The sequence below is a fragment of the Nostoc sp. FACHB-892 genome (assembly GCF_014698795.1).
Lineage (GTDB): Bacteria > Cyanobacteriota > Cyanobacteriia > Cyanobacteriales > Nostocaceae > Nostoc.
In genome coordinates, this window is record NZ_JACJTR010000021.1 from 38,814 (window position 1) to 65,724 (window position 26,911).

General features: G+C 42.2%; 22 protein-coding genes. 13 read left to right on the forward strand and 9 right to left on the reverse strand.

What is annotated here, in order from left to right:
- Window positions 1–242 precede the first annotated feature (242 nt).
- From H6G96_RS24285 to H6G96_RS24295, 3 genes are all read right to left on the reverse strand, one after another.
- Window positions 243–1,388 (reverse strand): beta-ketoacyl-ACP synthase, encoded by a 1,146-nt coding sequence (locus H6G96_RS24285; protein ID WP_190914270.1) that lies wholly within the window; start codon window positions 1,386–1,388, stop codon window positions 243–245.
- Window positions 1,389–1,462: 74 nt separating this feature from the next.
- Window positions 1,463–2,260 carry a peptidylprolyl isomerase gene (locus H6G96_RS24290; protein ID WP_190914272.1) on the reverse strand — a complete coding sequence of 266 codons (798 nt, stop codon included), beginning with the start codon at window positions 2,258–2,260 and terminating at the stop codon, window positions 1,463–1,465.
- A 119-nt stretch (window positions 2,261–2,379) separates the two neighbouring features.
- Entirely contained in the window at window positions 2,380–2,949 is a 570-nt protein-coding gene (locus H6G96_RS24295) for a photosystem I assembly protein Ycf4 (protein WP_190914274.1), read from the reverse strand.
- Window positions 2,950–3,866: 917 nt separating this feature from the next.
- Between H6G96_RS24295 and psbD the strand changes: the two genes are divergently transcribed.
- The 4 genes from psbD (at window position 3,867) to H6G96_RS24315 (ending at window position 7,279) form a co-directional block, all read left to right on the forward strand.
- Entirely contained in the window at window positions 3,867–4,922 is a 1,056-nt protein-coding gene (psbD, locus tag H6G96_RS24300; RefSeq protein ID WP_100900373.1) for a photosystem II D2 protein (photosystem q(a) protein), read from the forward strand.
- Window positions 4,906–6,297: a photosystem II reaction center protein CP43 gene (gene psbC, locus H6G96_RS24305; protein WP_190914275.1), complete on the forward strand. Its 1,392-nt coding sequence runs from the start codon at window positions 4,906–4,908 to the stop codon at window positions 6,295–6,297. The genes psbD and psbC overlap by 17 nt, the downstream gene beginning before the upstream one ends.
- 130 nt (window positions 6,298–6,427) lie before the next feature.
- Window positions 6,428–6,613: a PCP reductase family protein gene (locus H6G96_RS24310; protein ID WP_190914277.1), complete on the forward strand. Its 186-nt coding sequence runs from the start codon at window positions 6,428–6,430 to the stop codon at window positions 6,611–6,613.
- 21 nt (window positions 6,614–6,634) lie between these two features.
- Entirely contained in the window at window positions 6,635–7,279 is a 645-nt protein-coding gene (locus H6G96_RS24315) for a Uma2 family endonuclease (protein WP_190914279.1), read from the forward strand.
- Window positions 7,280–7,299: 20 nt separating this feature from the next.
- Here H6G96_RS24315 and H6G96_RS24320 read toward each other — a convergent pair whose 3' ends face one another.
- Window positions 7,300–8,136, reverse strand: a complete 837-nt coding sequence (locus H6G96_RS24320) for an SWIM zinc finger family protein (protein WP_190914281.1) — start codon at window positions 8,134–8,136, stop codon at window positions 7,300–7,302.
- A gap of 69 nt (window positions 8,137–8,205) precedes the next feature.
- Window positions 8,206–11,469, reverse strand: coding sequence for a DEAD/DEAH box helicase (locus tag H6G96_RS24325; protein ID WP_190914283.1), 3,264 nt, complete (start codon window positions 11,467–11,469; stop codon window positions 8,206–8,208).
- A gap of 143 nt (window positions 11,470–11,612) precedes the next feature.
- On the opposite strand from H6G96_RS24325, the gene H6G96_RS24330 reads away from it, so the two are divergent.
- The 4 genes from H6G96_RS24330 to H6G96_RS24345 all read left to right on the forward strand — a co-directional run bounded on the left by H6G96_RS24330 (window position 11,613) and on the right by H6G96_RS24345 (window position 16,649).
- On the forward strand, window positions 11,613–12,173 hold the full coding sequence (locus H6G96_RS24330) for an N-acetyltransferase (RefSeq protein ID WP_190914284.1): 561 nt from the start codon (window positions 11,613–11,615) through the stop codon (window positions 12,171–12,173).
- Window positions 12,174–12,290: 117 nt separating this feature from the next.
- Window positions 12,291–14,447 carry a polyribonucleotide nucleotidyltransferase gene (locus H6G96_RS24335; protein ID WP_190914286.1) on the forward strand — a complete coding sequence of 719 codons (2,157 nt, stop codon included), beginning with the start codon at window positions 12,291–12,293 and terminating at the stop codon, window positions 14,445–14,447.
- Window positions 14,448–14,788: 341 nt separating this feature from the next.
- Complete coding sequence (gene ovoA / locus H6G96_RS24340; protein WP_190914288.1) at window positions 14,789–16,138, forward strand: 5-histidylcysteine sulfoxide synthase; 1,350 nt, start codon at window positions 14,789–14,791, stop codon at window positions 16,136–16,138.
- Between the two features lie 16 nt (window positions 16,139–16,154).
- On the forward strand, window positions 16,155–16,649 hold the full coding sequence (locus tag H6G96_RS24345) for a DUF427 domain-containing protein (protein WP_190914290.1): 495 nt from the start codon (window positions 16,155–16,157) through the stop codon (window positions 16,647–16,649).
- A 144-nt stretch (window positions 16,650–16,793) separates the two neighbouring features.
- On the opposite strand, the gene H6G96_RS24350 is transcribed toward H6G96_RS24345, so the two are convergent.
- The 3 genes from H6G96_RS24350 to H6G96_RS42450 form a co-directional block, all read right to left on the reverse strand.
- Entirely contained in the window at window positions 16,794–18,368 is a 1,575-nt protein-coding gene (locus H6G96_RS24350; RefSeq protein ID WP_190914427.1) for a mechanosensitive ion channel domain-containing protein, read from the reverse strand.
- Window positions 18,369–18,599: 231 nt separating this feature from the next.
- Window positions 18,600–19,595: a ketol-acid reductoisomerase gene (ilvC, locus tag H6G96_RS24355; RefSeq protein WP_190914429.1), complete on the reverse strand. Its 996-nt coding sequence runs from the start codon at window positions 19,593–19,595 to the stop codon at window positions 18,600–18,602.
- Between the two features lie 96 nt (window positions 19,596–19,691).
- Window positions 19,692–19,826 carry a hypothetical protein gene (locus H6G96_RS42450; protein ID WP_277932944.1) on the reverse strand — a complete coding sequence of 45 codons (135 nt, stop codon included), beginning with the start codon at window positions 19,824–19,826 and terminating at the stop codon, window positions 19,692–19,694.
- A 13-nt stretch (window positions 19,827–19,839) separates the two neighbouring features.
- Here H6G96_RS42450 and H6G96_RS24360 point away from each other — a divergent pair, with 13 nt between their 5' ends.
- From H6G96_RS24360 to H6G96_RS24380, 5 genes are all read left to right on the forward strand, one after another.
- Entirely contained in the window at window positions 19,840–20,760 is a 921-nt protein-coding gene (locus tag H6G96_RS24360) for a DUF4349 domain-containing protein (protein WP_190914292.1), read from the forward strand.
- Between the two features lie 235 nt (window positions 20,761–20,995).
- Window positions 20,996–22,351: an NAD(P)/FAD-dependent oxidoreductase gene (locus tag H6G96_RS24365; RefSeq protein ID WP_190914294.1), complete on the forward strand. Its 1,356-nt coding sequence runs from the start codon at window positions 20,996–20,998 to the stop codon at window positions 22,349–22,351.
- A 127-nt stretch (window positions 22,352–22,478) separates the two neighbouring features.
- The gene (locus H6G96_RS24370) at window positions 22,479–23,714 is read left to right on the forward strand and encodes an LL-diaminopimelate aminotransferase (RefSeq protein WP_190914296.1); all 1,236 of its coding nucleotides are present in this window, start codon (window positions 22,479–22,481) and stop codon (window positions 23,712–23,714) included.
- A gap of 112 nt (window positions 23,715–23,826) precedes the next feature.
- Window positions 23,827–24,465 carry a Uma2 family endonuclease gene (locus H6G96_RS24375; protein ID WP_190914298.1) on the forward strand — a complete coding sequence of 213 codons (639 nt, stop codon included), beginning with the start codon at window positions 23,827–23,829 and terminating at the stop codon, window positions 24,463–24,465.
- Window positions 24,466–24,703: 238 nt separating this feature from the next.
- The gene (locus H6G96_RS24380; protein WP_190914300.1) at window positions 24,704–26,404 is read left to right on the forward strand and encodes an AIPR family protein; all 1,701 of its coding nucleotides are present in this window, start codon (window positions 24,704–24,706) and stop codon (window positions 26,402–26,404) included.
- Window positions 26,405–26,480: 76 nt separating this feature from the next.
- On the opposite strand, the gene H6G96_RS24385 is transcribed toward H6G96_RS24380, so the two are convergent.
- A complete protein-coding gene (locus tag H6G96_RS24385) occupies window positions 26,481–26,777 on the reverse strand; it encodes a hypothetical protein (protein WP_190914302.1) in 297 nt (98 codons plus the stop codon).
- Between the last annotated feature and the right edge of the window lie 134 nt (window positions 26,778–26,911).

Here is a 26,911-nt window from a genome sequence, read left to right on the forward strand (position 1 = left end):
TCCTGCTATGGCGGCCAAAGGAGAGTGTTTATACATTAACTGGTCGCGGTGAGGAGTCCCCCACCATACCTTTATGTTGATGGCGGGAGGAACGCCTCTCCGGTACTGGGGACTGGGAAACACCCCAAAATTTGGGAGGGGTCAGAGCAACTACCATAATTTTTCCCCAATCCCTTTTACAAACAAATGCTTAACTAAAACTTATATTATGATGTCGGTCAGATAGTTAAACTTATAAATTTTTACCTTGCTAGTGCGATCGCTGCATTCTGTCCCCCAAAGCCAAAACTGCAACATAGTACCTGCCTAATTTTACTTAAACGTGCAGATGTAACGATATCTAAATCAAACTCTGGCTGCTGAAATCCTACACAAGGTGGTAAAATTTGATGCTTTAAGGCCATGAGAGAAAAAGCTACACCTAAAGCTCCCGATGCTCCTAGTGTATGACCTGTACTTCCCTTGGTGGAACTAACTGCCACGCCTTGGGGAAACAAACGCTGGATTACCATGCTCTCCATCTGGTCATTTAGCTGGGTAGCTGTGCCATGAGCATGAATATAATCAATATCAGCTGGTGTTAGACAACTACGTTCTAGACATTGTTTGATAGCAGCGATCGCACTTTTCCCTTCAGGTTCTGGTGAATTACCATGATATGCGTCGTTGGTTAAGCCAAAACCGAGAATTTCACCATAAACTTTTGCTTGACGCTGTTTTGCCAACTCTGCTGATTCCAAGACAAATACAGCTGCGCCTTCACCTAACACTAAGCCTTCCCGGTACAAATCAAAGGGATAAGCCCCAGTTTTTGCCAAAGCACCCATCTGCTGAAATCCAGCTAAAGTTAGGGGTGTAATCGGCGCTTCCACTGCGCCAGCGATCGCCTGTTGACATTGCCCAGTTTGTATAAGCAAAGCTGCTTGAGCAATAGACCAAATTCCGGTTGCACAAGCTGCCATTGGTGCCAAAACTATCCCAGATGCACCAATTTGCCTTGCAGCTGCGATCGCATTCATGTGAGGTAATGTATCTAACCAATTTCCAAAAAAGGACACGGGCAAATTTGCCGCGTCTTCATACATTTGCCGCGCCAGCGTTTCCCAAGACGCTTGATAAGAGCGACTCGATCCAATTACTACAGCACAATCAGCTAAAGGTAGAACTAACCCAGAATCTTGCAAAGCAGAAGCAACAACCATCTGAGTTAACATTTTCAACTCAGATGGTTGTTGACCAATTAAACCTAGAGGAAGTGGTGTAAGTTCTGGAAAGGGTTGATGTAATCGAATTCCAGATTTACCTGCGATTAAATTTCGCCAACTATCCTCTAAGTTTCCACCCAAGGCGGAAATTAAACCAATACCAGTTACAAGAACCTTTGCCAATTTAGAAGTTAATAGTTAGGAGTTAGGAGTTAGTAGTTATTTTCCCCCTGCCCCCTGCCCCCTGCCCTCTTCCTCTACTGCCCTGGTGCTTTCAGATTTTCAGCACCTTGAGTGACTTTAGCCGAATCAATGCGATCGCCTTGCTGAATTTTGTTGACTACATCAAAGCCTTGAGTGACATTGCCAAACACGGCGTAGTTACCATCCAAGAAAGCTAGATCCGCTAAAGCAAAGTAAAACTGGGCAGAAGCGGAGTCTGGTGATTGCGATCGCGCCATCGCTACTGCACCCTGTTTATGAGGCAATATGACGGGTTGAGCAGTAGCATCAAATGGTTTGTTGTAAATCGGAGTATCTGAACCTTTCGCCTTAACTTCTAAAGGTATATAGCGAGCATTTCCCGTTTTTGGGTCAATATAACTACCGGTTCCCAAGCTATCTGCCGAAACTTTCGGGTCTTTGCTTTGGGGATCGCCCCCTTGAACTACAAACGGTTGGGGTTCGCGTACAACTCGATGGAAAGCTAAACCATCGTAAACACCTTTTTGCACTAAATCTACGAAGTTGCCAGCTGTAATGGGGGCATTAGTGCCGTCTACTTCGATAGTAATCGGCGAACCTTTAACCGTTAGCACCACAGTAGCTTTGCCTTCAAGACGTGGTAAATCAGTGATTCCAGGAATATCACTACTAGTTTGAGATACAGATGTTGCTTCAGTAGTCGTTTGGGTGCTTGACTCGCTTGTGTCCGAGGTAGCTGTCGAGGTTGGAGAAGAGGTATTAGAACCTACTTGCTGTGTTGAACATCCTCCCAACATCAAAGCACTGATAATCACAAGAGAAAGCAAAAATTGTGAAATTTTTAAACGCATTGCCAATTACTGATTTAACCAGAGTATCTTATCGTTAGTCATTGGTTATTGGTCATTGGTCATTAGTCTTGAGTTCTTCTCTTCCAATGCCCAATGTCCCATGCTCCATGCCCAATTAATTAAAGTCCTTCTAATGACACTCCCAAAAAGCGGGCTAATTTTGCGCCTTCTGTTTCCAACTCTGTTAAAGATAACGGTTGTCCAATCCGTGTTAAGGGTATATCTCGCCGCCCCTTAATGCGTAGATAGAGGGCGCGAAGGGGATTAAGTCCTTCTTTGACGGTTATTCGTACAGACTGCACATCTTCTATGCGACCGTCAATCTCAATTCGGCGGTTTTTGCCAGGAAATCCCCAACGGAATATTTTGATTGTGCCAGTTTCCTGATTAAATTCGTTGTAACCGCCTCCCACGTCCCATAAAATCACTAGCCACAGGTATGTAGCTAATAACAAGCCAGCAATACCATATAACCCCATCACCAATCCTTGGGGGACAAATACCAGTTGAGTTGGATCGGAAACTATGAGTAAATTAACTTTTAAATAACTGGATATCCCAGCCAATAAAAAGCCGCTTGCTCCCAAGGTAACGATAGTTGCCCAGCCGTAGTTGCTGAACCGACGAGAACCGAGAACATTTTGATGCAGGACGCGATCGCCTTTGTTAATCGTTGTTGATGCCGTCATTGAACTACCATTGCCCCGTGAGATACTCGCTGTAACATACAAAGCACACTGAATGCTCTTGCATAGAGTGGTGGCTCTCTGTACCAATCCGGCTATTGCTTAGGAGGCACTGAGAGCTATGTTTTAAGTCCACGGGATACTTTACCGCAGACGATGAATTTTTTACCCTGTATTCCAGAAATTTTACTGTTCCGGATGATACTGGCTTACTTGCACTATGGGACAAACCACTTAGGCTATTTGTATTAGTCAAGATGTGCCAACTTCCTTTCCCTTTATCCAAAGTTTCACATATTTTCCAGAGGTGTATCAATGGGTGTGGCGGCGAAGTAACCATCCACATTTTACCAAACATTGCTGACAAAAACTCAACTGCGCTCATCCCTGTTGCCGCTACCCATATAATAATTTCTTAGGGCACGTTATATTATTTATTCACTTAATGACGGATAAAAATTCTTTCTCTCCTGCCCTTTACCCCTCGGCTCCCCGCTCCCTGCCTCTTTTCGACCTCTTGGGAATGATTTACCTGCCTACCTCCATCTGCACTAATTTTTTTTACATTTCTGAGAAAAGTTGTGTCAAATTGTAAAATTTCTGATATTCATATTATTAATAAGGTTCGTGTTTCATACCTGATTTGCTTTTGTGTATCAGGCAAAAACCGTTACTAGTGTGATAAGTTAAGAATCATTAAGTTACCACAAGCTAGATTACTAGCCGATGGTACGTGTAATGGCATAAAGAAAGAGAAATGCTGATTTTACTGGTCAGCAAACTCTGAGAATCTCATTTGCTTTCACGCTGTTGAGATTGTCAAAAAAAAACGTTAATTCCTCACGGCAGTCGGTTACACTGGCTCTCCGTACTGTCTTAGAAACGTTGCAATTTTAGTAAAAAAAGAGGATTTTAGTCCGATGACCATCGCAGTTGGACGTGCCCCCAGTAGAGGGTGGTTTGACGTTCTAGACGACTGGCTCAAGCGCGATCGCTTCGTATTCGTAGGTTGGTCAGGGATACTATTGTTCCCCTGCGCCTTCCTAGCACTAGGCGGTTGGCTGACCGGCACCACCTTCGTCACCTCTTGGTACACCCACGGGTTAGCCTCCTCCTACCTAGAAGGCTGTAACTTCCTAACAGTGGCAGTATCCACCCCCGCCGACAGCATGGGACACTCCTTATTGCTGTTGTGGGGACCAGAAGCTCAAGGTAACCTCACCCGTTGGTTCCAATTGGGTGGGTTGTGGCCATTCGTTGCCCTACACGGAGCCTTCGGTTTGATTGGTTTCATGCTGCGCCAATTTGAAATTGCGCGTCTAGTAGGTATCCGTCCTTACAACGCTCTCGCCTTCTCAGCTCCCATTGCAGTATTTGTCAGTGTATTCCTGATGTATCCCTTGGGACAATCAAGCTGGTTCTTTGCACCCAGCTTTGGCGTAGCAGCAATTTTCCGGTTCCTGCTATTCTTGCAAGGTTTCCACAACTGGACACTCAACCCCTTCCACATGATGGGTGTTGCTGGTGTATTGGGTGGTGCTTTGTTGTGTGCTATTCACGGAGCCACAGTCGAAAATACCTTGTTTGAAGACGGTGATGGTGCTAACACCTTCCGCGCCTTCAATCCTACTCAGTCTGAAGAAACCTATTCAATGGTGACGGCAAACCGTTTCTGGTCACAGATTTTCGGTATTGCCTTCTCAAACAAACGCTGGTTGCACTTCTTCATGTTGTTCGTGCCAGTCACAGGCTTGTGGATGAGCGCCGTCGGCATCGTCGGTTTGGCACTCAACCTACGAGCTTATGATTTCGTTTCCCAAGAATTACGGGCGGCGGAAGACCCTGAGTTTGAAACCTTCTATACCAAAAACATTTTGCTGAACGAGGGTATCCGCGCTTGGATGGCTCCTCAAGATCAACCCCACGAACAATTTGTATTCCCTGAGGAGGTATTACCACGTGGTAACGCTCTCTAATAGACCAAATATATTAGGCGGTACTGGACGTGACCAAGAATCCACTGGCTTTGCCTGGTGGTCTGGTAACGCGCGTTTAATCAATCTATCTGGCAAACTACTGGGTGCTCACGTTGCCCATTCTGGTTTGATTGTATTCTGGGCTGGAGCGATGACTTTATTTGAAGTCGCTCACTTCGTTCCCGAAAAGCCCATGTACGAACAGGGCTTGATTTTGTTACCTCACCTTGCTACCCAAGGTTGGGGTGTTGGTGCTGGTGGTGAAGTTATCGACACCTTCCCCTACTTTGTTGTCGGTGTACTCCACCTAATTTCCTCAGCCGTCCTTGGCTTTGGCGGTATCTATCATGCCGTTCGTGGTCCAGAAACCTTAGAAGAATACTCTTCTTTCTTTGGTTACGACTGGAAAGACAAGAACAAGATGACCAATATCATCGGATTCCACCTGATTATTTTGGGATGCGGTGCGCTGCTATTGGTGTTAAAGGCAATGTTCTTTGGTGGTTTGTATGATACCTGGGCACCTGGTGGTGGTGACGTTCGTATTATTACCAATCCGACATTGAACCCAGCAGTTATCTTCGGCTATGTACTCAAATCTCCCTTCGGCGGCGAAGGCTGGATTGTCAGCGTCGATAACTTGGAAGATGTGGTCGGTGGTCACATCTGGATTGCCTTTATCTGTATTGCTGGTGGTATTTTCCACATTCTTACCAAGCCTTTTGCTTGGTCACGTCGTGCATCCATCTGGTCTGGTGAGGCTTACCTCTCCTACAGCTTGGGCGCTCTGTCGTTGATGGGCTTCATTGCCTCCATCTATGTTTGGTTTAACAACACCGTTTACCCTAGCGAATTCTACGGACCTACTGGTCCAGAAGCTTCTCAAGCTCAGGCTTTGACCTTCTTGATTCGTGACCAACGTTTGGGTGCTAACGTCGGTTCTGCTCAAGGCCCCACAGGATTGGGTAAATACTTGATGCGCTCTCCAACTGGTGAAATCATCTTCGGTGGTGAAACCATGCGCTTCTGGGATTTCCGTGGCCCTTGGTTGGAGCCTCTACGTGGTCCCAATGGTCTTGACCTGGAAAAAATCAAGAACGATATTCAGCCTTGGCAAGCTCGTCGCGCTGCTGAATACATGACCCACGCTCCTCTGGGTTCTTTGAACTCCGTGGGCGGTGTGGCTACCGAGATTAACTCCTTCAACTACGTATCTCCTCGCGCTTGGTTGGCGACTTCTCACTTCGTACTAGGATTCTTCTTCTTAGTTGGTCACTTGTGGCACGCTGGTCGCGCACGGGCTGCGGCTGGTGGTTTTGAGAAAGGAATTAACCGTGAGACTGAGCCAGTGATGTTCATGGACGACCTAGATTAGGTTGTAAAGTTTATTTCATCACTGACAATTAAATAATTTAGAGGCTCTTGCATAAAAGCAAGGGCTTTTTTTATAGGAAAATTAGTCATCTCTTGATTAAAGTGAGTGACTTACCAAGGTAATTAATACTATGAGCGATTCCAATTTTATTGATGCTTTGCGATGGACATCTGAAGCTAAAGAAAAGTTACAAAATATTCCCTTTTTTGTCCGCTCTCAAGCTAAAGCCAGAATTGAACAGTTGGCTCGTGAAGCAGGCCAAGAGGTTGTGACAGCGAATTTGGTAGAACAAGCTAGGCTTGAGTTTGGACAATAAAACATTCTGGAGGTCGTAACAATGACAGTCGCCAAGAATCGAGCAGACCGAGTAATGCTTTACGACATTAGCTGGCAACAGTTTGAAAATCTTCTAAAAGATTTGGGAGAGCATCGAGCAGCAAGGTTAGCTTACGATCGCACTACTTTGGAAATTATGACACCTTTACCAGAACACGAACATTACAAAGAGGTAATTAGCGATTTAGTCAAAGAAATTGCTGATGTGCTGGATTTAGACTATGAAAGTTATGGCTCGACTACTTGGAAGCGAGAAAGCCGAATGGCAGGGGTGGAGTCAGATAACTGCTTCTATTTCCAGAATGAAGCTGCGATTCGGGGTAGATTGGATCTGGACTTGAGACAAGACCCACCGCCTGATTTGGCACTGGAAATTGATGTTACCAGTAAGTCTCTGAATCGTTTTCCCATTTATGCCCGCCTGGGAGTACCAGAACTCTGGTGTTATGATTCCGGTGAACTAAAGATTTATCTCCTCCAAAATGGGGAATATGTCGAGTCAGAGAACAGTTTAGTATTTCCTACTTTAGCTATTCGGGATCTGCCCAAACTGATTGAGCAAAATCGGGCGGATGGCAGACGGGCAATTCGTCAGGCGGTGCGGAAGTGGGTGAAGATTGAACTACCCAATCAACCTAATTCATAATTACGAATTACGAATTATTATCAACTTCCTCCGACATTCATTGCTGTTAAAAAAGCCTTCTGGCTCACATCTCTGTAAACTGTATTCAAATGCTTCATTACCACATCGCTCGAAGTTGAATTTACTGGATTTTCCTCTTCTTTCGCTAGGGGTATTGCTCCTAATACATCTAATACCATCTCATTAGTAGACGGCGCAATCACTACCAAGGATGACTCTAGTGGCTCATTGTATTGCCAGAAAGAATCAATTTTTACGGAGTATTTGTTATTAGAAATTGATTCTTGAATTTCGGGTGTTTCTGTGGTATTGGGTTGAATCTTGGCACTACGTAATTGACGTAAATCGCTGATAATTTGCTCTTTGGTGCGTCCGCGCAATTGAAATAGTACAAAGGGGTCTTCACTGAAGCGATCGCCTAACTGATAGTACAGCGCACCAATGTGTTTACAGGGATTTGCTTTATCAGGACAAGAGCATTTACTCTGGACATCACCAAGGGTAAAAGGAAATATCGAAAGACCATTAGCCGTAAACACTTCTTCTATATTTTGTGGCATTTCTCCTGCTAGTAGCTTGGCAGCAAAAATTGCTCTTTGGGACATGGTTTCAATTACATAACCCCATTGTTCATCGCTAAAAGGTTCAAGGGAAAGGGAAACTTTATAAGGTTCTACTTCGCTACCTTGCACCCTAGCTAATACTTTTGCACCTTTAAATTCGATGCTGAGAACATTTCCTTGACGAGCATAATTTCTGGCACGTTCTAAACGCTTTTTAAAGCGATAGGAATCTAGCAAATCTAGCCATTGTTGTGACCACCATTCTCGACTTGCTTGTAATGTGTAATTAGTCATAGATCAATTGAAAAACTTTAGTAGTATTTTGGCGGTTTCGTAGTAATGACTTAAGTTTTTACTACAAACTTATTCTGCATCATCGTCAATTACTGCACTGCGATCGAGTATTAGTAAGTTGCGAAGTTGATCTGTATCTAGTTCAGTCAACCATTCTTCACCAGCACCTACAACTTGTTCAGCTAGTTGTTTCTTACTTTCAATCATGTCATGAATTTTTTCTTCTAAAGTGCCTGTGCAGACAAATTTATGTACTTGCACATTGCGGGTTTGACCAATCCGAAATACTCTATCTGTAGCTTGATTTTCTACGGCTGGATTCCACCATCTATCAAAGTGGAATACATGATTTGCTCGTGTTAAATTCAGTCCGACACCACCTGCTTTCAGAGAAAGAATCATAATCGGTGGCCCTTGAGGGTCATGTTGGAAACGGTCGATCATTTCCTCCCGTTGTTTTTTACTGGTGCTGCCATATAAAAAGAATATTTCTCGCCCAAGCTGTTTTTCTAAATAGGGTTTAAGTAACTTACCCCACTCAGCAAATTGTGTGAAAATTAAAGCGCGATCGCTTTCTGCTAAAACTTCTTCTAACATTTCTTCTAGCCGCAGAAGTTTGGCTGAATTATGTTGCTCTAATGTCGCCTGTTTCAAATATTGGGCTGGGTGATTGCAGATTTGTTTGAGTTTGATTAGCAAAGCTAAAATCATCCCCCGGCGTTGCAATCCTTCAGCAGATTCTATCTCTACTAAAGATTGTTCTACAACTTGTTGATAAAGTGCAGCTTGTTCGCCAGTTAAACCGCAAAATACGGTCATTTCTTGCTTATCTGGTAAGTCTTGAATAATGTCGCGATCGCTTTTCAATCGCCGCAGTATAAATGGCTGAACTAATGAACGTAATTGAGTCAAAGAAGCCGTATCACCATACTTTTCAATTGGCATGGCAAACCGACGCTGAAAAAATTGCTTATTGCCTAAATAGCCAGGATTGAGAAAATCTAAAATAGACCATAATTCTTGCAGTCTATTTTCTACTGGTGTTCCTGTTAATGCAATGCGAAATGTCGCTTCTAATTCCCGGACTGCTTTTGACTGCTTCGCCTCTGGGTTTTTCACATTCTGGGCTTCATCTAAAACAATTATCTGCCAAGAGACACTTTGCAATGATTTGATATCTCGATGAAGTAGTGAGTAGCTGGTAACGATTAAATCGTGCTTTTTCACTGCTTCTAAAAACGCTTTTCCTTTTGGGCGTTTGTCACCGTGATATTGCAAAATTTTCAGGCTTGGTGCAAACTTATTGACTTCCCTTTCCCAATTACCTAAAACAGAAGTTGGACAAACTAATAGTGTTGGATTTTCTAGTGCATCTTGTTCTTTGAGATGTAGCAAAAAAGCGATGAACTGCACGGTTTTACCGAGTCCCATATCGTCTGCAAGACATGCACCTAAACCCCAACGTTCCAAGAATGACAGCCAAGCAGCACCTCGTTCTTGATAAGGCCGCAACTGTCCTTTAAAGGCTGCTGGTGTCGGTAAAGGTGCGATCGCTTGATTATTGCTTAACGCCCCAATTAACTCTTGCAATGCCCCAGATGCCTCAAAGCTGACCACTGGTAATTTTTCAATTACTTGGGTATCCCCTGTACTGAAACGCAAGGCATCTTCCAAGGAAAGGGCCATTTGATCTTTGCGAGTGGTAAAAAAAGTTTGGGCTGTCTTAATGTCTTGGGGGCGCAATTCCACCCACTCACCGTTAATTTCTACTAGCGGACTATTTAAAGCCACAAGTTTATCAAACTCAGCTTTGGAAATAGTTTGTCCTCCAATTGCCAATTGCCATTGGAAATTTAGCAGACTCTGCAACCCTAAACGCCCCTGCTTTTTCTTTGGGGTTTCGGCTGAAATTTTCAAACCCAAACGATTCGCCCATCCTTCGCGGTTCGCTAAACTGGGAGGCAAAATTACTCCTAAACCACTGTCTTCTAACCTCCAAGCTACAGCTTTGATAAATTCATAAGCTTGCATGGGGGTGATCCGAGAAAATTGAGGATATTCGGTTTCAAAACTGGGTGCGATCGCTGGATATAATCGAGAAGCTAGCCCCAAACCTCGCAAAAATGTTTCCTGTGGTTGCTCAATTGTTCGATTTTCATAAACCAATCGTTCAACTGGATTGTTCCAAATAGTTGCTGCATCGACCAAAAACTCAGGATCGTCAGCCGCTTGCAGGAAATACGCCAATGTCCAATCTGTTTCGCCAGACTCTGGAGAACGCAGTTGAAAACAGGTGCGAAATAGAGTTTTAAGAGTTAATTGGTATTGTAGCGGCATAGTCCAAGCCTTCAATGCCGCTTCCAGTCGTTCCACTTCAATTGCATCTGCATTAACTGTACCAGCTGCACTAGTTAACCCTTGCAACCACTGCCGCACCGCAGATGGTAAAGATGCGATCGCCTTAGCTTCAGTTGGAGGTTGAGAACCCGCCATCCCGCGCACTTGGGCATCTATCGTACTGTTGAGAAATCCCAGCAACAATTCTTGAGGTTCAGTAGGGAAGTTTACTGCTAGGTGAGGGGATGAGGAGGATCTTACTCCCTCATCTCCCCCCACTCCCCACTCCCCACTCCCTACTCCCTCCTGATAAGTCCGACAAACCAACGGCATATTCGCAGAAAATTTTTCTAAGCGAGTTCCATCTACAGCACTATCTAAAAGTACTTGCCATTTAGCAGCAACATCTGATTGTCGGTTAATTGTTGGTAAAAACTTACACCGCGAGATTAAATCTAAACTCCACCGGGAAACTTGCGACCAAAAACGTAAATCTCCTCCTAAAAAGGCATCTTCCCCTTTAGCAGCATTTAAGGGAACAGCAGCGAGAAATTTTACCGCCTCGCTGGGGTTGAGACAAAAACCTTCAACTCGCCACGGTTGCAAATATTGTGGGGAGTCTGTATCTAGCCCTAAGCTTGCAGAATGTACCGGGAAAATTCCTGCTGTTCCTTCGCTACTGCCTTCTGGGATATAAGTTGGCACGGCAATTATCTGCAAATGCGTTGGCATTATCTGGGTAGGACTGGCGGCTTTACGTGTTCGTCCAGTAGTAGCCATTGCAACTTGAGGTTGCTGGATGAAGTTGGTAATTGCCATGTTCTGGGAAACCAACCACTCACTCAACTCTACTGATGTCATTGCCAATGGATGTAGTGGGATATCTCCAGATCCATTAGGCTCGAAATTCACTCGTGGCGATCGCCAAGTTTCCCCCCAAATAAATAAACAACCATTTTGATTTTTTAGTAACCAATTACAGTGTAAAATCGCCATTTGCTAATTACTCAGTTTCTCGTAAAATTCAATAATGAAAATTGCAACTATTCTACTTTTTACATCTTCACGAAAAGATTTTTTAGCTCAGATTTGCATATAATTAATATTTAAACAAACATTACATTTAAAGATTCTTAATAATGATTTTTCCCCTAATTAAAGTTTTAAAAAGTGGGATATTAGTGGAACTAGATTATATGCATCCTCAAGAACAGGAGGTTGTAAGAGCATTACTCAATGTTGTAATTGTTGAAGGTAAAACTTATCCCCAAAAGCAACCTCTATCTCAGGCAGAATTTTCAGCTTACTGGTTGAGTAAGGATGCCTTTGTTGTCAGAACATCTGGTCAGGATGGTACACACAAGCCAAAAGAAATATTAGGGGCGTTTTATTTAAAACCAAACTTTCCCAGTCGGTGTTGCCATATTTGCAACGCTGGTTTTATTGTACAACCTGCCTTACGCGGTCAGGGGATTGGGCGGTTCATGGGGGAGGCAATGCTCTTGATAGCAGCAAACCTGGGCTACGAAGCAGTAATGTTCAATTTGGTCTTTGAAACTAATATACCTTCAATTACCCTTTGGCAGTCGTTAGGATTTGAGATTATTGGGCGCATTGAGCGTGCGGCGAAGCTAGAAGATGAAGTAGTAGACGCACTGATGATGTATCGCACCTTGGATTTATTAACTGTTGACGATTAATCGTCAACAGTCATCAGTCAACAGTTATCTTTGTATGTACCAGAAGCCAGTCATAGTACATAAATGTTAGGATTGCCACAGAATAGAGAATAGCGAAAGAGAAGGAAAAAAAACTGAATGGCAGAAGTTGATAAGTCAATATCCTTCGATGGAAGGGATATTCGGCTGAAAGTAGGCTTGCTAGCTCCCCAGGCAGGTGGGTCGGTTTTGATAGAATCAGGGGACACATCCGTTTTAGTGACAGCTACGCGATCGCAAGCCAGAGAAGGCATTGATTTTCTTCCACTCACAGTAGATTACGAAGAAAGGCTGTATGCCGCTGGTAGAATTCCCGGAGGGATTATGCGCCGCGAAGGTCGTCCACCAGAAAAAACAATTCTCACCAGTCGTCTTATAGACCGTCCGATGCGTCCCCTGTTCCCTTCATGGCTACGGGATGACCTGCAAATTATTGCCTTAACGCTGTCGATGGACGAGTTAGTTCCACCCGATGTGCTAGCAGTTACAGGTGCTTCGATTGCTACCCTGATTGCCCAGATTCCTTTTAATGGGCCAATGGCAGCAGTGCGGGTTGGTTTAGTGGGAGATGATTTCATTATTAACCCCACTTATGCAGAAACTGAAGCTGGAGACTTGGATCTGGTAGTAGCAGGTTCACCACATGGTGTAATCATGGTGGAGGCGGGAGCCAATCAATTGCCAGAGCGAGATATTCTCGAGGCGATTGACTTTGGTTATGAAGCAGTGCGGGACTTAATCAAAGCGCAGCAAGATTTAATCGCAGAACTGGGCCTAGTAATAGTGCAAGAAGCACCACCAGAAGTAGACCAAACTCTGGAAAATTATATCCGCGATCGCGCTAGCGGTGAGATTAAGAAAATCCTGTCTCAATTTAGTTTCACCAAACCCGAACGCGATGCAGCTTTAGATGTCGTCAAGGATGAAATTGCCGCGACGATTACCGAACTGCCAGAAGAAGACCCAATTCGAGTTGCCGCAACTGCAAATAAGAAGGCACTTGGTAACACTTTTAAAGATATTACCAAACACTTCATGCGGCGACAAATTATTGAAGATAACGTCCGCGTTGATGGTCGTAAACTCGATCAAGTGCGTCCCGTTTCTTGTTTAGTTGATGTCTTACCAAAGCGAGTTCACGGTAGCGGTTTATTTAACCGGGAACTAACTCAGGTATTATCCACTTGTACTCTGGGTACACCTGGGGATGCTCAAAACCTTAACGATGATATGCAGCTAGATCAGCACAAGCGTTACCTGCATCATTACAACTTCCCGCCGTTCTCAGTCGGGGAAACCAAGCCAATGCGGGCCCCAGGAAGGCGCGAAATTGGTCACGGGGCATTAGCCGAGCGAGCATTATTACCTGTACTACCGTCAAAAGAACAATTTCCCTACGTGATTCGGATCGTATCGGAAGTACTTTCTTCCAACGGTTCCACCTCAATGGGTTCAGTGTGCGGTTCCACCCTAGCCCTGATGGATGCTGGTGTACCAATTATCAAACCCGTCAGTGGTGCAGCAATGGGTCTGATTAAGGATGGGGACGAAGTGCGAATCCTCACCGATATTCAGGGCATTGAAGACTTTTTGGGCGACATGGACTTCAAAGTTGCCGGGACGGATACCGGAATTACCGCCTTGCAAATGGATATGAAAATCTCCGGTTTGTCGTTGGAGGTTATTTCCCAAGCCGTTCACCAAGCTAAAGCAGCCCGGTTGCATATTCTGGAGAAAATGCTTGCCTGTATTGACACGCCACGGACTGAAACCTCAGCTTATGCCCCACGTCTGCTAACAATTAAGATTGATTCAGACATGATTGGTCTGATCATTGGCCCTGGAGGCAAAACTATTAAGGGTATTACAGAGGAAACTGGTGCAAAAATTGACATCGAAGATGATGGCACCGTGACGATTTCTGCTGTGGATGAGAACAAGGCCAAGAGAGCCAAAAACATCATCCAAGGCATGACTCGGAAGCTGCATGAAGGGGATGTTTATGCAGGGCGCATCACTCGAATTATACCGATAGGTGCATTTGTAGAATTTCTGCCTGGAAAAGAAGGGATGATCCACATCTCACAACTAGCTGACTACCGCGTTGGCAAAGTTGAGGATGAAGTAGCGGTGGGCGATGAAGTGATTATCAAAGTGCGCGAAATTGATAACAAAGGTCGGATTAATCTCACTCGCTTGGGTATCCACCCAGATCAAGCAGCAGCAGCACGGGAAGCTGCGGCGGTGAATCGGTAACTCGATTTGGGATTTTAGATATAAATCTAAAATCCGCGATGCCTACTGTGAAGGCATCGCCGTATGCTTCTCTAATTAGTTGCAATCTTAACTTAATAGCAAGAAGACAGTTAATAAATGTTTTAAACTCGCCTATACCTGTTGAGCAACGTTACTACATTATTTATATTATTTTGGCAAGCCGTAATTAAAGTAATTTAAACTATACCTTTTATGTATTTACAAATTGAGCAGATTGTTTGATCATAACGACACAAGACAAAAGATGATGAACAAAACTTTTTTTTATAAGAAGTATTAGTTTATGTAATTTGTCTGATGAATGTTATATCAAAAATCTCATGGCTTTAGTTCAAACGATAAAGAAACTGACATCAACTCAAGTCCCCAGACTTAATGATTGCAGTTCAGAAAGCCTGCTTAACTACTTTGAGACTTCTTGGCGACTTGAAGAAACACTTATGAAAAGTTTGGTCGGGGAAGAAACTTTTTATCTTAACCCCGATCCTTTAAGAAACCGTCTAATTTTTTATCTTGGTCATTCAGCCGTTTTTTTTATCAACAAGTTAATTGCCGTTGGTTTAATCAAAGCTCGAATTAATCCAGAATACGAAACCCTATTTGAAATCGGAGTTGATCCACAAACACCGACAGAACTCGAAGCAGCTATGCAAGGGGTTAGCTGGCCTGATGTAGAAAAAGTTTGGCAATATCGGGATCAGGCACAAGAGGCGATCGCAAAGGTCATTCAAAATACTCCCCTGGATCTGCCGATTCATCAACAGCATCCCTTCTGGGCTTTGCTGATGGGGATAGAACATAGTCGCATTCACTTTGAAACCTCTTCGATGCTGGTGCGTCAATTGCCTACCGATCGCTTAAAACGTCCCCAAGGCTGGAATTACGCACCTAGCAACGCGAAGATTCCCAACAATGAAATGCGCTCCATTCCAGGCGGTGTGGTGAAACTAGGAAAACCCAAGGATGATCTTACATTTGGTTGGGATAGCGAATATGGTGATCGCACTGTTGAAGTGAAACCGTTTTTAGCTAGTCAATATCTCATCACTAACGGCGAATATCTGAAATTTGTTCAAGCTGGTGGTTACAACAATCCAGACTACTGGAATGCTGAATCTTGGGATTGGAAACAACTCTACAACGTCCAACATCCCAAATTCTGGATACCTTTCGAGGATGGCTACCGCTATCGAGCCACATTCGACGAAATAGACTTACCCTTAGACTGGCCTGTAGAAGTCAATTACTACGAAGCGATCGCATTTTGTCGTTTTCAAGGCTCAGAAATTCGCTTGATGACTGAAGCTGAATGGAATCAAGCTTTACTTATCTCTGAGGATAACCAGTTATCAAATAACTATAATCTCAACTTACAATTCACTTCCCCCAGCCCAGTGGGAATGTTCAAACCAGCTAACAGTGCTTCTGGGCTTTACGATCTCAGAGGAAATCTCTGGGAATGGCTGGGAGACACATTCAACGCCCTACCAGGATTTGAACCTCATCCGCTTTATGAAGATCAAGCAGCACCCTTTTTTGATGATAAACATCAGATGATGCTCGGCGGTTCTTGGGCTACTAATGGTTCAATGGCATTACCAACATATCGCAACTGGTTTCGTCCCTACTTTTATCAACACTCTGGTTTTAGAATTGCCCAAGACATTTGAAAGGAGATTACAGAGAATGAGGCCAAATGCAATCCCACCAAAACCCGGTCAAGAATCAGTTTGGGATTATCCCCGTCCGGCTCGTTTAGAAGATAGCAACAAATCAATTCGGATAATTTGTAATGGTACTGTTTTAGCAGAAACAACTAAAGCTAAAAGAGTTTTAGAAACTAGCCATCCTCCTGTTTATTACCTTCCTTCTGAAGACATTAAACTAGAATATCTGATTGAAACACCTAAAAAAACTTGGTGTGAATGGAAAGGTAAGTGTCAATATTATGATATCAGCATCGGTGAAAAGTATATAAGGAATGCTGCTTGGCGATATATTGAACCCACACCTGATTTTATAACGATTCAAGAATACTATGCTTTTTACCCTAGTTTAATGGATGCTTGCTATGTAAATGATGAGCTAGTTATGTCTCAACCTGGCGATTTCTATGGTGGATGGATTACTGCTGATATTGTCGGGCCATTTAAAGGTAGCCCAGGAACAATGGGGTGGTAACTTAGGGACTTTCAAATGATAAAACTCCATCCCCTTGTGGGTGGAGTTTTTGGGCATGGGGAAGAAGGTACCAATGCCCTATGCCCCAAGCGACGGGGCGACTATCCCTCTACAGACACCTGGGGATGGAGTTTCCCGTCGCTTTCATTTTTCCTGTTGATTTTTTGCAGATTGATTAGTAGAATCATTTGGAGTGTCTGTCTGCAACTGGCTTTTTAACAAAGCAATCAAACCTTCAGAAAGTTGAGATAAAGAATTTTCTAACTTGGGTGAAACTTGTAATGGTAAACTTCCAGAATCTAAATGTAGTGAGCGTTGTGGAAAAGGAATATTAATATTTTGCTGCCGGAAAGTTTCGTCAATTTTAAAATATAAATCGCTCTTAATCTGAAACTGTTTGCGAGGTTTAGCAATCCAAACTAGCAATTGAAAATTTAAAAAATCTTCACCATATTGTTGAAACCAAACAAGAGGTGTTGGTTTTTTTAATATATCATGATTTTCATGCGCTACTTCTAATAATGCAGAACGGATAGTACTAATATTTGCACCATAAGCCACGCGCACGGGCAATACTAAACGAGATACCGAACCCCGATGGTTCCAATTGACTACTTCTGTATCTAACAAACGTGAATTGGGTACAATAACTACTATGTCGTCTAAAGTACGGATATGAGTACTGCGAGCATTTAATCGCTCTACGGTTCCCATAAATTCGCCAATTTCCACAAAGTCACCAACTTCAATAGCACGCTCAAAGGTAATCACAAAACCGCTAACTAGTTCTTTAGCAACTCCCTGTAAACCAAACCCGATGGCTACACCAAAAATACTGGCTAATATTGCTAGGGAACTGATATCTAAACCCCAAATTTGCAGCAACAAAACTGTACCGATAAAAATCAGACTGTACTGGATAGAAACTGCAATTGATTCTTGAACACCACGGCTAACATTGGTCATGTTTAGTACGCGCGATCGCAGCAAATTAGTCAGAGTTCCAGCTGTAGCCAATACTCCAAAAAATAAGCTGATGAAGATAATTATATTGATTACCGAATAAGAGCTTTCCCCAATGCTAATTACTGGTGACGTTAAGCTCATCCAAAGAATGTTGGCACTGCGCCTACTCCATTCTCGTGTTAAAGGAAATAAGTCAGTAATATAGATTGCGATCGCTATCCACAACAGCGATCGCACTACAAACAGGGTCAATTTTAAAAATAATTCAATTCCTTTGGGTTGCGCTCCAGTTTCGGGGTGATTCACTTCTCTCGGAAGCAGCCGCCGGAACCAATAGCGCGAAACCCAACCTAACATTAAATGCAGAGCGATCGCACCCAATATTGATAAACCTGCAAATAACATTGCCCGCCAAAAATAACTTAATCTTCGTTCTTCTTGACCTTGCTGAACTGCCTCACGAATTCGTTGTGCCCAGATTTTTGCTTGCTCTTGTTTTGTTCTACCAGTAAAGGTATCTTCTTGCGTTACCGTCAGTAAATGGCGGCTATTCACCAAAATTACAGGTAATTGATTAATTTCTACAATCTCTACCTTCACAGGTTCTGGGAAACGGACTGCTTCTCTTAAAATTAAGTTGGCATCCGCAGCACGACTTTCAGCACTAAATTGTCCTGCTTCACTCACTTCAAATAACTTGCGACCATCTACCGAAATCACATCTGTTGATATTGATTGAGCTTGCAGCGACATTTCAGTGGTTAAAAGGCATCCTATAATTATGTTTGCAACAATTACAAGGATGAAAAAACCAGTTATTTTCTTTAGCATTTACTGTGTCAAAAGTAGAAAGCCCATCAACTTTAGCCGTAGGATGAATACTTTATTTACCATAGATTATTCCATCCTATCGCGCTTCGTGTAGCGCAATAGGATGGCTTCGTTCATATACCTGTGACTTCAGTAGCTTGGCTTCTCCTTTGCTTAAGCTTTTTTCAACCAGCTAAACATAGCGCGTAAATCTTTGCCGACTTCTTCAATTTTGTGTTCAGCTTCTTTACGACGCATAGCGGTAAATCCTGGTTTACCAGATTGGTTTTCTAGAACAAATTCTCGTGCAAATTGCCCAGATTGAATTTCGCTGAGAATCTTCTGCATTTCGGCTTTGGTTTGTTCAGTCACAATCCGCGGCCCACGGGTATAATCGCCATATTCAGCTGTGTTAGAAATGCTGTCGCGCATTTTGGCTAAACCGCCTTCTACAACCAAGTCAACAATCAGTTTGACTTCATGCAGACATTCAAAATAAGCTAATTCGGGTTGATAACCAGCTTCTACCAAAGTTTCAAATCCGGCTTTGATTAAAGCACTCAAACCACCGCACAATACTGCTTGTTCGCCAAATAAATCTGTTTCGGTTTCTTCGCGGAAAGTAGTTTCGAGAACACCAGCGCGAGTACCACCGATACCTCTAGCATAAGCCATCGCGCGATCGCGTGCCTGACCACTAGCATCTTGATAAACTGCAAACAGTGCTGGTACGCCTTCACCCTGTTCATAAGTCCGTCGTACTAAATGCCCTGGCCCTTTGGGTGCTACCATCACCACATCTACGTTAGCCGGTGGTACAACTTGCCCAAAATGAATATTGAAACCGTGGGCAAAAGCTAATACATTCCCTTCTTCTAAATTGGGTTCAATCTCGTTTTTGTAAATCGTTTTTTGAACTTCATCAGGTAACAAAATCATGATGAAATCAGCAGCATTGGCAGCATCTGCAACATTTTTCACAGTTAACCCAGCAGCTTCAGCTTTTGCTACTGATTTACTACCCGGATATAATCCCACAATCACATTCAAACCACTATCTTTGAGATTGAGAGCGTGGGCATGACCTTGCGAACCATAGCCGATAATGGCAATAGTTTTTCCAGCCAAAAGGTCTAAATTGGCATCTTCGTCATAATACATCCGGGCCATAGAAGCATCTCCTGTCAGCAAGAATCATCATTAATTGGCAGGTTTATGATTGTACCCCAAATTGAGTAACTACAGATGAACTGTCAAATATTGAATTTATTGGGGACTGGGGATTAGGGACTGGGGAAGAATAATTATTGACAAATGACCAATGACTAACTCTGTTACATAAATCGCAACAACGCAGGCTTTAAGGTTTACCTCAGCAATACTGGGTTTAACTTCATCCATCTGAGGATAGATTATGTACACTTCAACTAAATTACCGCGCACATCTGTTTTATTTGTGAGTGCGTTATTAGGAGGGTTGATTTTGACTAGTTGTGCCTCTTCCGAACAGACAGCAAATAAGGCTGCACCTCCAATTGCAACCAATGGCGCGGTAAATCAATTACTTGCTAATGAAGGAAGTATTTCCCAAAAAACCGAAGTTGCATCAATAGTCCGTTCTCGTCCCCAACTGATCAAAAAGGCAGCAATCTCTTTGACTGTCAACTCTGTAGATAAGACTGTTGATGCTGTTTCGCAAATTATCAATAAACAACAAGGCGATTTGATTGGGTTGAAACAACAACAACCCAAAACCGACAACCCGCGCCACACAGCAACAATACAATTGCGGGTAGCAGAAAACTTGCTAGAACCCACCTTAGAGCAACTTGCTAAATTGGGCACTGTCGATAATCGTAATATCACTGCCGAAGATGTGGGCGATCACTTGGTAGATTACCAAGCTAGATTAACCAATTTGCAAAAAACGGAAGCCAATTTACAAAAAATTATGGATCGGGCGGGTTCTGTTAGAGATGTGCTTAGTGTTGCCCAAGAACTGAGTAATGTCCGACAAACAATAGAACAAATTAATGCCCAACTGAAAAGCCTACGAAATCAAGTTGCATATTCCACTATTACGCTGAACTTAAAAGCAGCAGTTTCTAGCACCAGTTCACAACCTGCCTTTGGTTTGCAAGTTCAGGAAACTTGGAACAAATCGACTCACTCTCTTAGTTCATTTTCCGTTGGCTTACTCAAGCTGGGTATTTGGTTAATTGTTTACAGTCCCTATTTGTTAATTTTTGCTGCTCTTTTCTATGGCTTTAGCCGTTGGCGGCAAACTCATTCGCCACGTTTGACACAAACCCCAGAATCAACTACTTCTGAGTGAATTTGCATAAATCTTACATCGCCCCTTGAGAGATTTACATAAGCAAAGAGCAATTTAAATATTACCAAATCTTATTGCCCGCACCTCCATCTTGAAAAGTTCTGTTTATCGTGTAGTTTTGGTTACTTTCAATACTTCATCAAATGTAAACAGGAATACAAAATATGTGATGACAATTTTGATACAAATTTGTTAAGAATAGTTACAATAGTGGGAATACACAATAATATTTCTTATGGTAAATTCACTTGACAATAATCCACCTCATCAAGTAGTTATTGTTGGCGGTGGTTTTGGTGGACTTTACGCAGCAAAAACGCTCGCTAAAGCTGCGGTAAACGTTACTCTGATCGATAAACGTAACTTTCATCTATTTCAACCCCTCTTATACCAAGTCGCCACAGGTGCGCTATCTCCTGCTGATATCTCCTCACCGTTGCGTTCTGTACTAAGCAAGAGCAAGAATACGAAAGTGCTGCTGGGAGAGGTGAATAATATTGATCCAGAAGCAAAACAAGTGACTGTAGGCGACGAAGCAATAGCTTACGACACGTTAATTGTCGCTACAGGAGCCAAGCATTCCTACTTTGGCAAAGATAACTGGGAAGAATTTGCTCCAGGCTTGAAAACAGTAGAAGATGCCATAGAAATGCGTCGCCGGATTTTTACGGCGTTTGAAGCCGCAGAAAAAGAAATCGATCCAGTAAAACGTCGTGCTTGGTTAACCTTTGTAATTGTTGGTGGTGGCCCAACTGGTGTAGAGTTAGCGGGTGCGATCGCAGAATTGGCAAATCAAACCCTCAAAGAAGATTTCCGCAACATCGACACCTCAGAAGCCAAGATTTTGCTACTAGAAGGGCTGGATCGCATTCTGCCACCCTTTGCACCAGAGTTATCGCAAGAAGCAGAAGCATCCCTGACACGGTTGGGGGTGGTTGTCCAGACAAAAACACTGGTGACGAATATTGAAAATGATATTGTTACCCTCAAACAAGGCGATGAAGTTAAAGAAATTGCCTCAAAAACGGTATTATGGGCAGCAGGTGTAAAAGCATCAGCAATGGGGAAAGTGCTAGCAGAACACACAGGTGCTGAATGCGATCGCGCTGGACGGATTATCGTTGAACCTGACTTGAGTATTAAGGGACATCCCAATATTTTTGTAATTGGCGACTTAGCAAATTTTTCTCATCAAAATGGTAAACCTCTACCTGGTGTCGCACCTGTAGCGAAGCAAGAAGGTGAATATGTAGCAGAACTAGTCCAAAAGCGGCTTGCAGGTAAAAGTTTACCACCCTTTGCTTATACTGATTATGGTAGTTTAGCTATGATTGGGCACAATTCTGCTGTGGTAGATTTAGGCTTTATCAAGCTGAAAGGTTTCTTTGCATGGCTGTTTTGGCTATTGATTCACATCTACTTCTTAATTGAATTTAACAACAAATTAGTAGTAATGATTCAGTGGGCATGGAACTATTTCACCCGTAATCGTGGAGCAAGATTAATTACAGGACAAGAATCGCTCACCGAGATTGTAATTAGCGATCGCAACAGTTATTCAGCCGATAATAAACAGCCAGTAAATGTCTAATTGGGCATGGGGCATTGAGTATGGTTATTCTCCTTGTCCCCTTGTCTCCCCCATCTACCTCATCCCCATTTCCCGCCCTTATAAATTAGCAGTAAGCTATTTGAGGGCGTTTTTCATAATCTATATAATGGCAACTATTAACGACAACTACCTGAAACTGAAAGCGGGTTATCTGTTTCCAGAAATTGCTCGGCGGGTGAATGCCTTTGCAGAAGCAAACAGTAATGCTAAAATCATCCGCTTGGGCATTGGTGATGTTACCGAACCTCTGCCGGAGGCTTGCCGCACAGCTATGATTAAAGCTGTGGAAGAAATGGGCGATCGCAATACCTTCAAAGGCTACGGCCCAGAGCAAGGCTACGCTTGGTTACGAGAAAAAATTGCTACTCACGATTTCCAAGCACGGGGAGCGGATATAGATGCTTCCGAAATTTTTATCTCCGACGGTTCCAAGTGCGACACCGGTAATATTCTGGAAATTTTTGGTCATGACAACATCATCGCCGTTACTGACCCCGTTTACCCTGTGTATGTAGACACTAACGTAATGGTGGGAAATACCGGAGATGCCAACGATAAAGGCGAATTTGAGGGTTTAGTTTATCTACCGATTACTGCTGAGAACAACTTCACCGCAGAGATTCCCTCAAAGAAAGTCGATTTAATTTATCTCTGCTTTCCCAATAATCCCACTGGCGCAACTGCTACCAAGGAATATTTAAAGGCATGGGTAGACTATGCCAAAGCTAATAACTCGATTATTTTCTTTGATGCAGCCTACGAAGCTTATATTACCGATCCGTCGCTTCCTCACTCAATTTATGAAATTGAAGGTGCAAGAGAAGTTGCGATCGAATTTCGGTCTTTTTCCAAGAATGCAGGTTTTACAGGAACTCGTTGCGCGTTAACCGTTGTACCGAAGACACTCACAGCAAAAGCCGCCGATGGTTCCGATGTGGAACTATGGAAACTCTGGAATCGTCGCCAGTCTACCAAATTTAATGGCGTTTCTTACATTGTCCAACGGGGAGCAGAAGCGGTTTACTCTGAAGAAGGACAGGCACAAATCAAAGGATTGGTTAGTTTCTATCTAGAAAACGCCAAAATTATCCGCGAGAAACTCACAGCCGCCGGATTATCAGTTTATGGTGGCGTGAATGCACCTTACGTCTGGGTGAAAACTCCTAATGGTTTATCCAGTTGGGAATTCTTTGATAAGTTGCTGCAAACTGTCAACGTTGTGGGGACACCTGGTTCTGGCTTTGGTGCTGCGGGTGAAGGTTACTTCCGCATTTCGGCGTTTAACAGCCGGGAGAATGTCGAAGAGGCGATGAAGCGGATTACTGAGAAGTTTAAGGTGTAAAGCGATCGCTTTTGTTAAACTCATTCTATTAGTCTAAAGGTTACGGTGGGCTGTATTTTCCACCGCAACCTAATAGATAATTATTGAGATTTAGCTTATTGATATTTTGGTTATGACTGCTGCTATCCCCGTTTTTAAAGCTGTTAGCCAGATGCAATTAGCACCTGGTAGTACGGTGACAATTCCTGATGTTAGCTGGGAAGAATTTGAATCTATTTTAGAAGAATTGGGACAAAAAAGAACTACACGAATTGCCTACAGCCAGGGTGTTTTAGAAATTATGGCTCCTTTACCAGAACATGAAATTCCCAAAGATTTAATTTCTGATATTGTCAAAATATTGCTGAAGGCTAAAGATATCAGATACCAACCTTTTGGTTCCACTACTTTTAAACGGCAAGGTGTAGCAGGAGTTGAACCTGATGCTTGCTTTTATATTCAGAATTATCAACAAATGATTGGTCATCGCCGCTTGCAAGCTGATGATCCGCCGCCAGATTTAGCGATTGAGACTGATGCCACATCGAAAACTACTCTTGATGCTTATGAAGCCATTGGAGTTCCAGAATTATGGGTTTACGATAGTGGAAACCTTTCTATTTATTTGTTGAGAAATGGGAAATACATAAAATTTAATACCAGCCCTAATTTTGAGGATATAGCTATTACTCAAATTATTCATGCTGCCGTGGAACGTAGTTGGCAAGTGGGAAGTTTGCAAGCTTTGGAAGAATTGGAAGCGATGATTTAGTAAATGATCAATTAGGCATCGCTTATTGTCAGTTACTGCCAAATGTGGAGATTGGAATTATAACGCTATATGCAGTAGCACCCGATCTGCTGGAAGCTGCGATCACATTTAGGCAAAAAGTTAGAAAAATACCGAGTTAAATAGTTTTTTTATTTGTGTTTGCAACATTTACACCTAGAATATTCCGTACTAGCTTGTCTTTTGCTATACTACAATATCCACAAGGAATAAGGAAATTATGGACAGAATCACAAGTGGATTTTTAAAAGCTTTTAGGCAAGAACAGTCTCTTCCTGAAGATTTAGCACAATTTGAGCTTTTTGAGCATTTCGTTAATTATTGTATAGTATCTAAAGAATATAATGATACCTTTTCAATTGAAGATATCCATGTTGGCGGTGGTACTGATAAAGCCTTAGATGGTATTGCAATTCTTGTTAATGGTAGTTTGATTAGCTCGAAAGAAGAGCTTGAAGATTTAGAGAAAAGAAATAAATATTTAGATGTTGAATTTATTTTAGTTCAATCCAAGACCAGTAGCACTTTTGATGCTAGTGATATTGCTAAATTTTTATTAGGCTCTCAAGACTTTTTTAGTGAAAATCCAGAACTACCTGAAAATTATAAGGTACGAGACAAATCAGAAATAATAAGGTTAATATATAACCAAAGCAATCTTTTTAAAAATAGGAACCCTATATGTAAACTGTACTATGTTACAACTGATAAATGGTTTGATGATCAGCATCTGAAGGGAACAATTGAGACTTTAAAGAAAAACATTGAAAATATGCAAATGTTTGAAAAAGTTTCTTTTTATCCTATTGATGCTGACAGCCTTCAAAATTTATATCGGTTAGCAAACAATAAAATATCAAGACAAATTAAATTTGAAAAGCGTACTGCACTCCCTGAGATAGAAGATGTAAGAGAGGCGTATATTGGAATCTTACCAGCACGCGAGTATTTGAAATTGATTACTGATGAATCTGATAATATTATCAGAGGACTATTCTACGATAATGTACGAGATTTTCAGGGAAAAAATGATGTAAATCAAGAAATAGAGGCAACGATAAAATCTGATGACCACAAATCATTTGTACTCTACAATAACGGCATAACTATTGTTGCAGAAAATATCAATGTTGTTGGAGATCGGATTACTATTACAGATTATCAGATTGTTAATGGATGCCAAACCAGCTATGTTTTGTATCATAACCGAGAATCGATTGATGATTCTCTTTGTATACCAATCAAAGTAATTGCTCTAGCTCGTGACAGTAGATTAAAAAACAACATTATTAAAGCTAATAACAGACAGACACCAGTAAAACTGGAAGAGCTTGAATCATTAACTGATTTTCAGAAAAAACTTGAGGAATATTACAAATCTTTACCAGAAGAAAAACAACTATATTATGAAAGAAGACCAAGACAATTTAATGGAATTGAAGGTATTGAAAAAATAAGAATAGTGGATATACCGTCTCAAATGAGATGTTTTGCATCTATGTTTCTTGAACAAGCTCATAATGCAGGTAGATACCATGCAAATTTGCAAGATGAAACTAGACAAAATATATTTTTATCCGATCATCATCCAATAGGGTATTACGTCAGTGCATATGCAAAATTCCGTTTAGATGCACTCTTTAGAAAGAAACACATAGACGCAAAATATAGTCCGTTTAAATACCATATGCTTAATATTCTTAGAATACAGGTATCAGGCAAGGATATGCCTAGCATAATATCGAATAAGTTCATTAAGTATTGCGAAATAATGGAAATAACTTTGTCGGAAGACAATAAATGTAAAGAGGCTTTCTTGAATACTACTGCAATCATTGATAGTCAGGGAAATGGAAATTATGATCGTGCCGTTGCAAAAACTGTAGCTCTTTCAAGAAGCATAAAAAGTTTTTTATTTTAAATTAAGCGAGAATTGATACATTATATATGCCCCGATTAAAGGTGAAATTTTTCAGGTGAGGTGAAGCGCGATCGCTTCATGTCGTGCTTGTCAACTTAGCATTTTGGGTAAGTTTGGCAGAATGATTTTCTGGTTCTGAATACATAGCGAATAACTCACTAAAAACCTCTTCCCCATTAATCTCTCCACTACTAACAAATCTTTCTACCTCAACCGAACCATCCTCAAAAAATTCCACTTCCCATCGTTCACCAGCCACCGCCACATTCACCATAATGGTTTCATCCCGATTATGGGCTAAGGTATAACTAATTTTCTCTTGTTCCAATTGATTTAGAAAGGTAACTAGTTTGCCAAATCCATGATTCTTCATTTGTCAAACCTCTTATCGCTTAATAACTTGCGAACAACTTTAAAACCTGATCGATTTACCTCTGCTCCCGCTTCAATCTCCTCCCATAACATTTCACAAAACTCATCCCAACTGGGCGATTCTTCTGGGAGTGG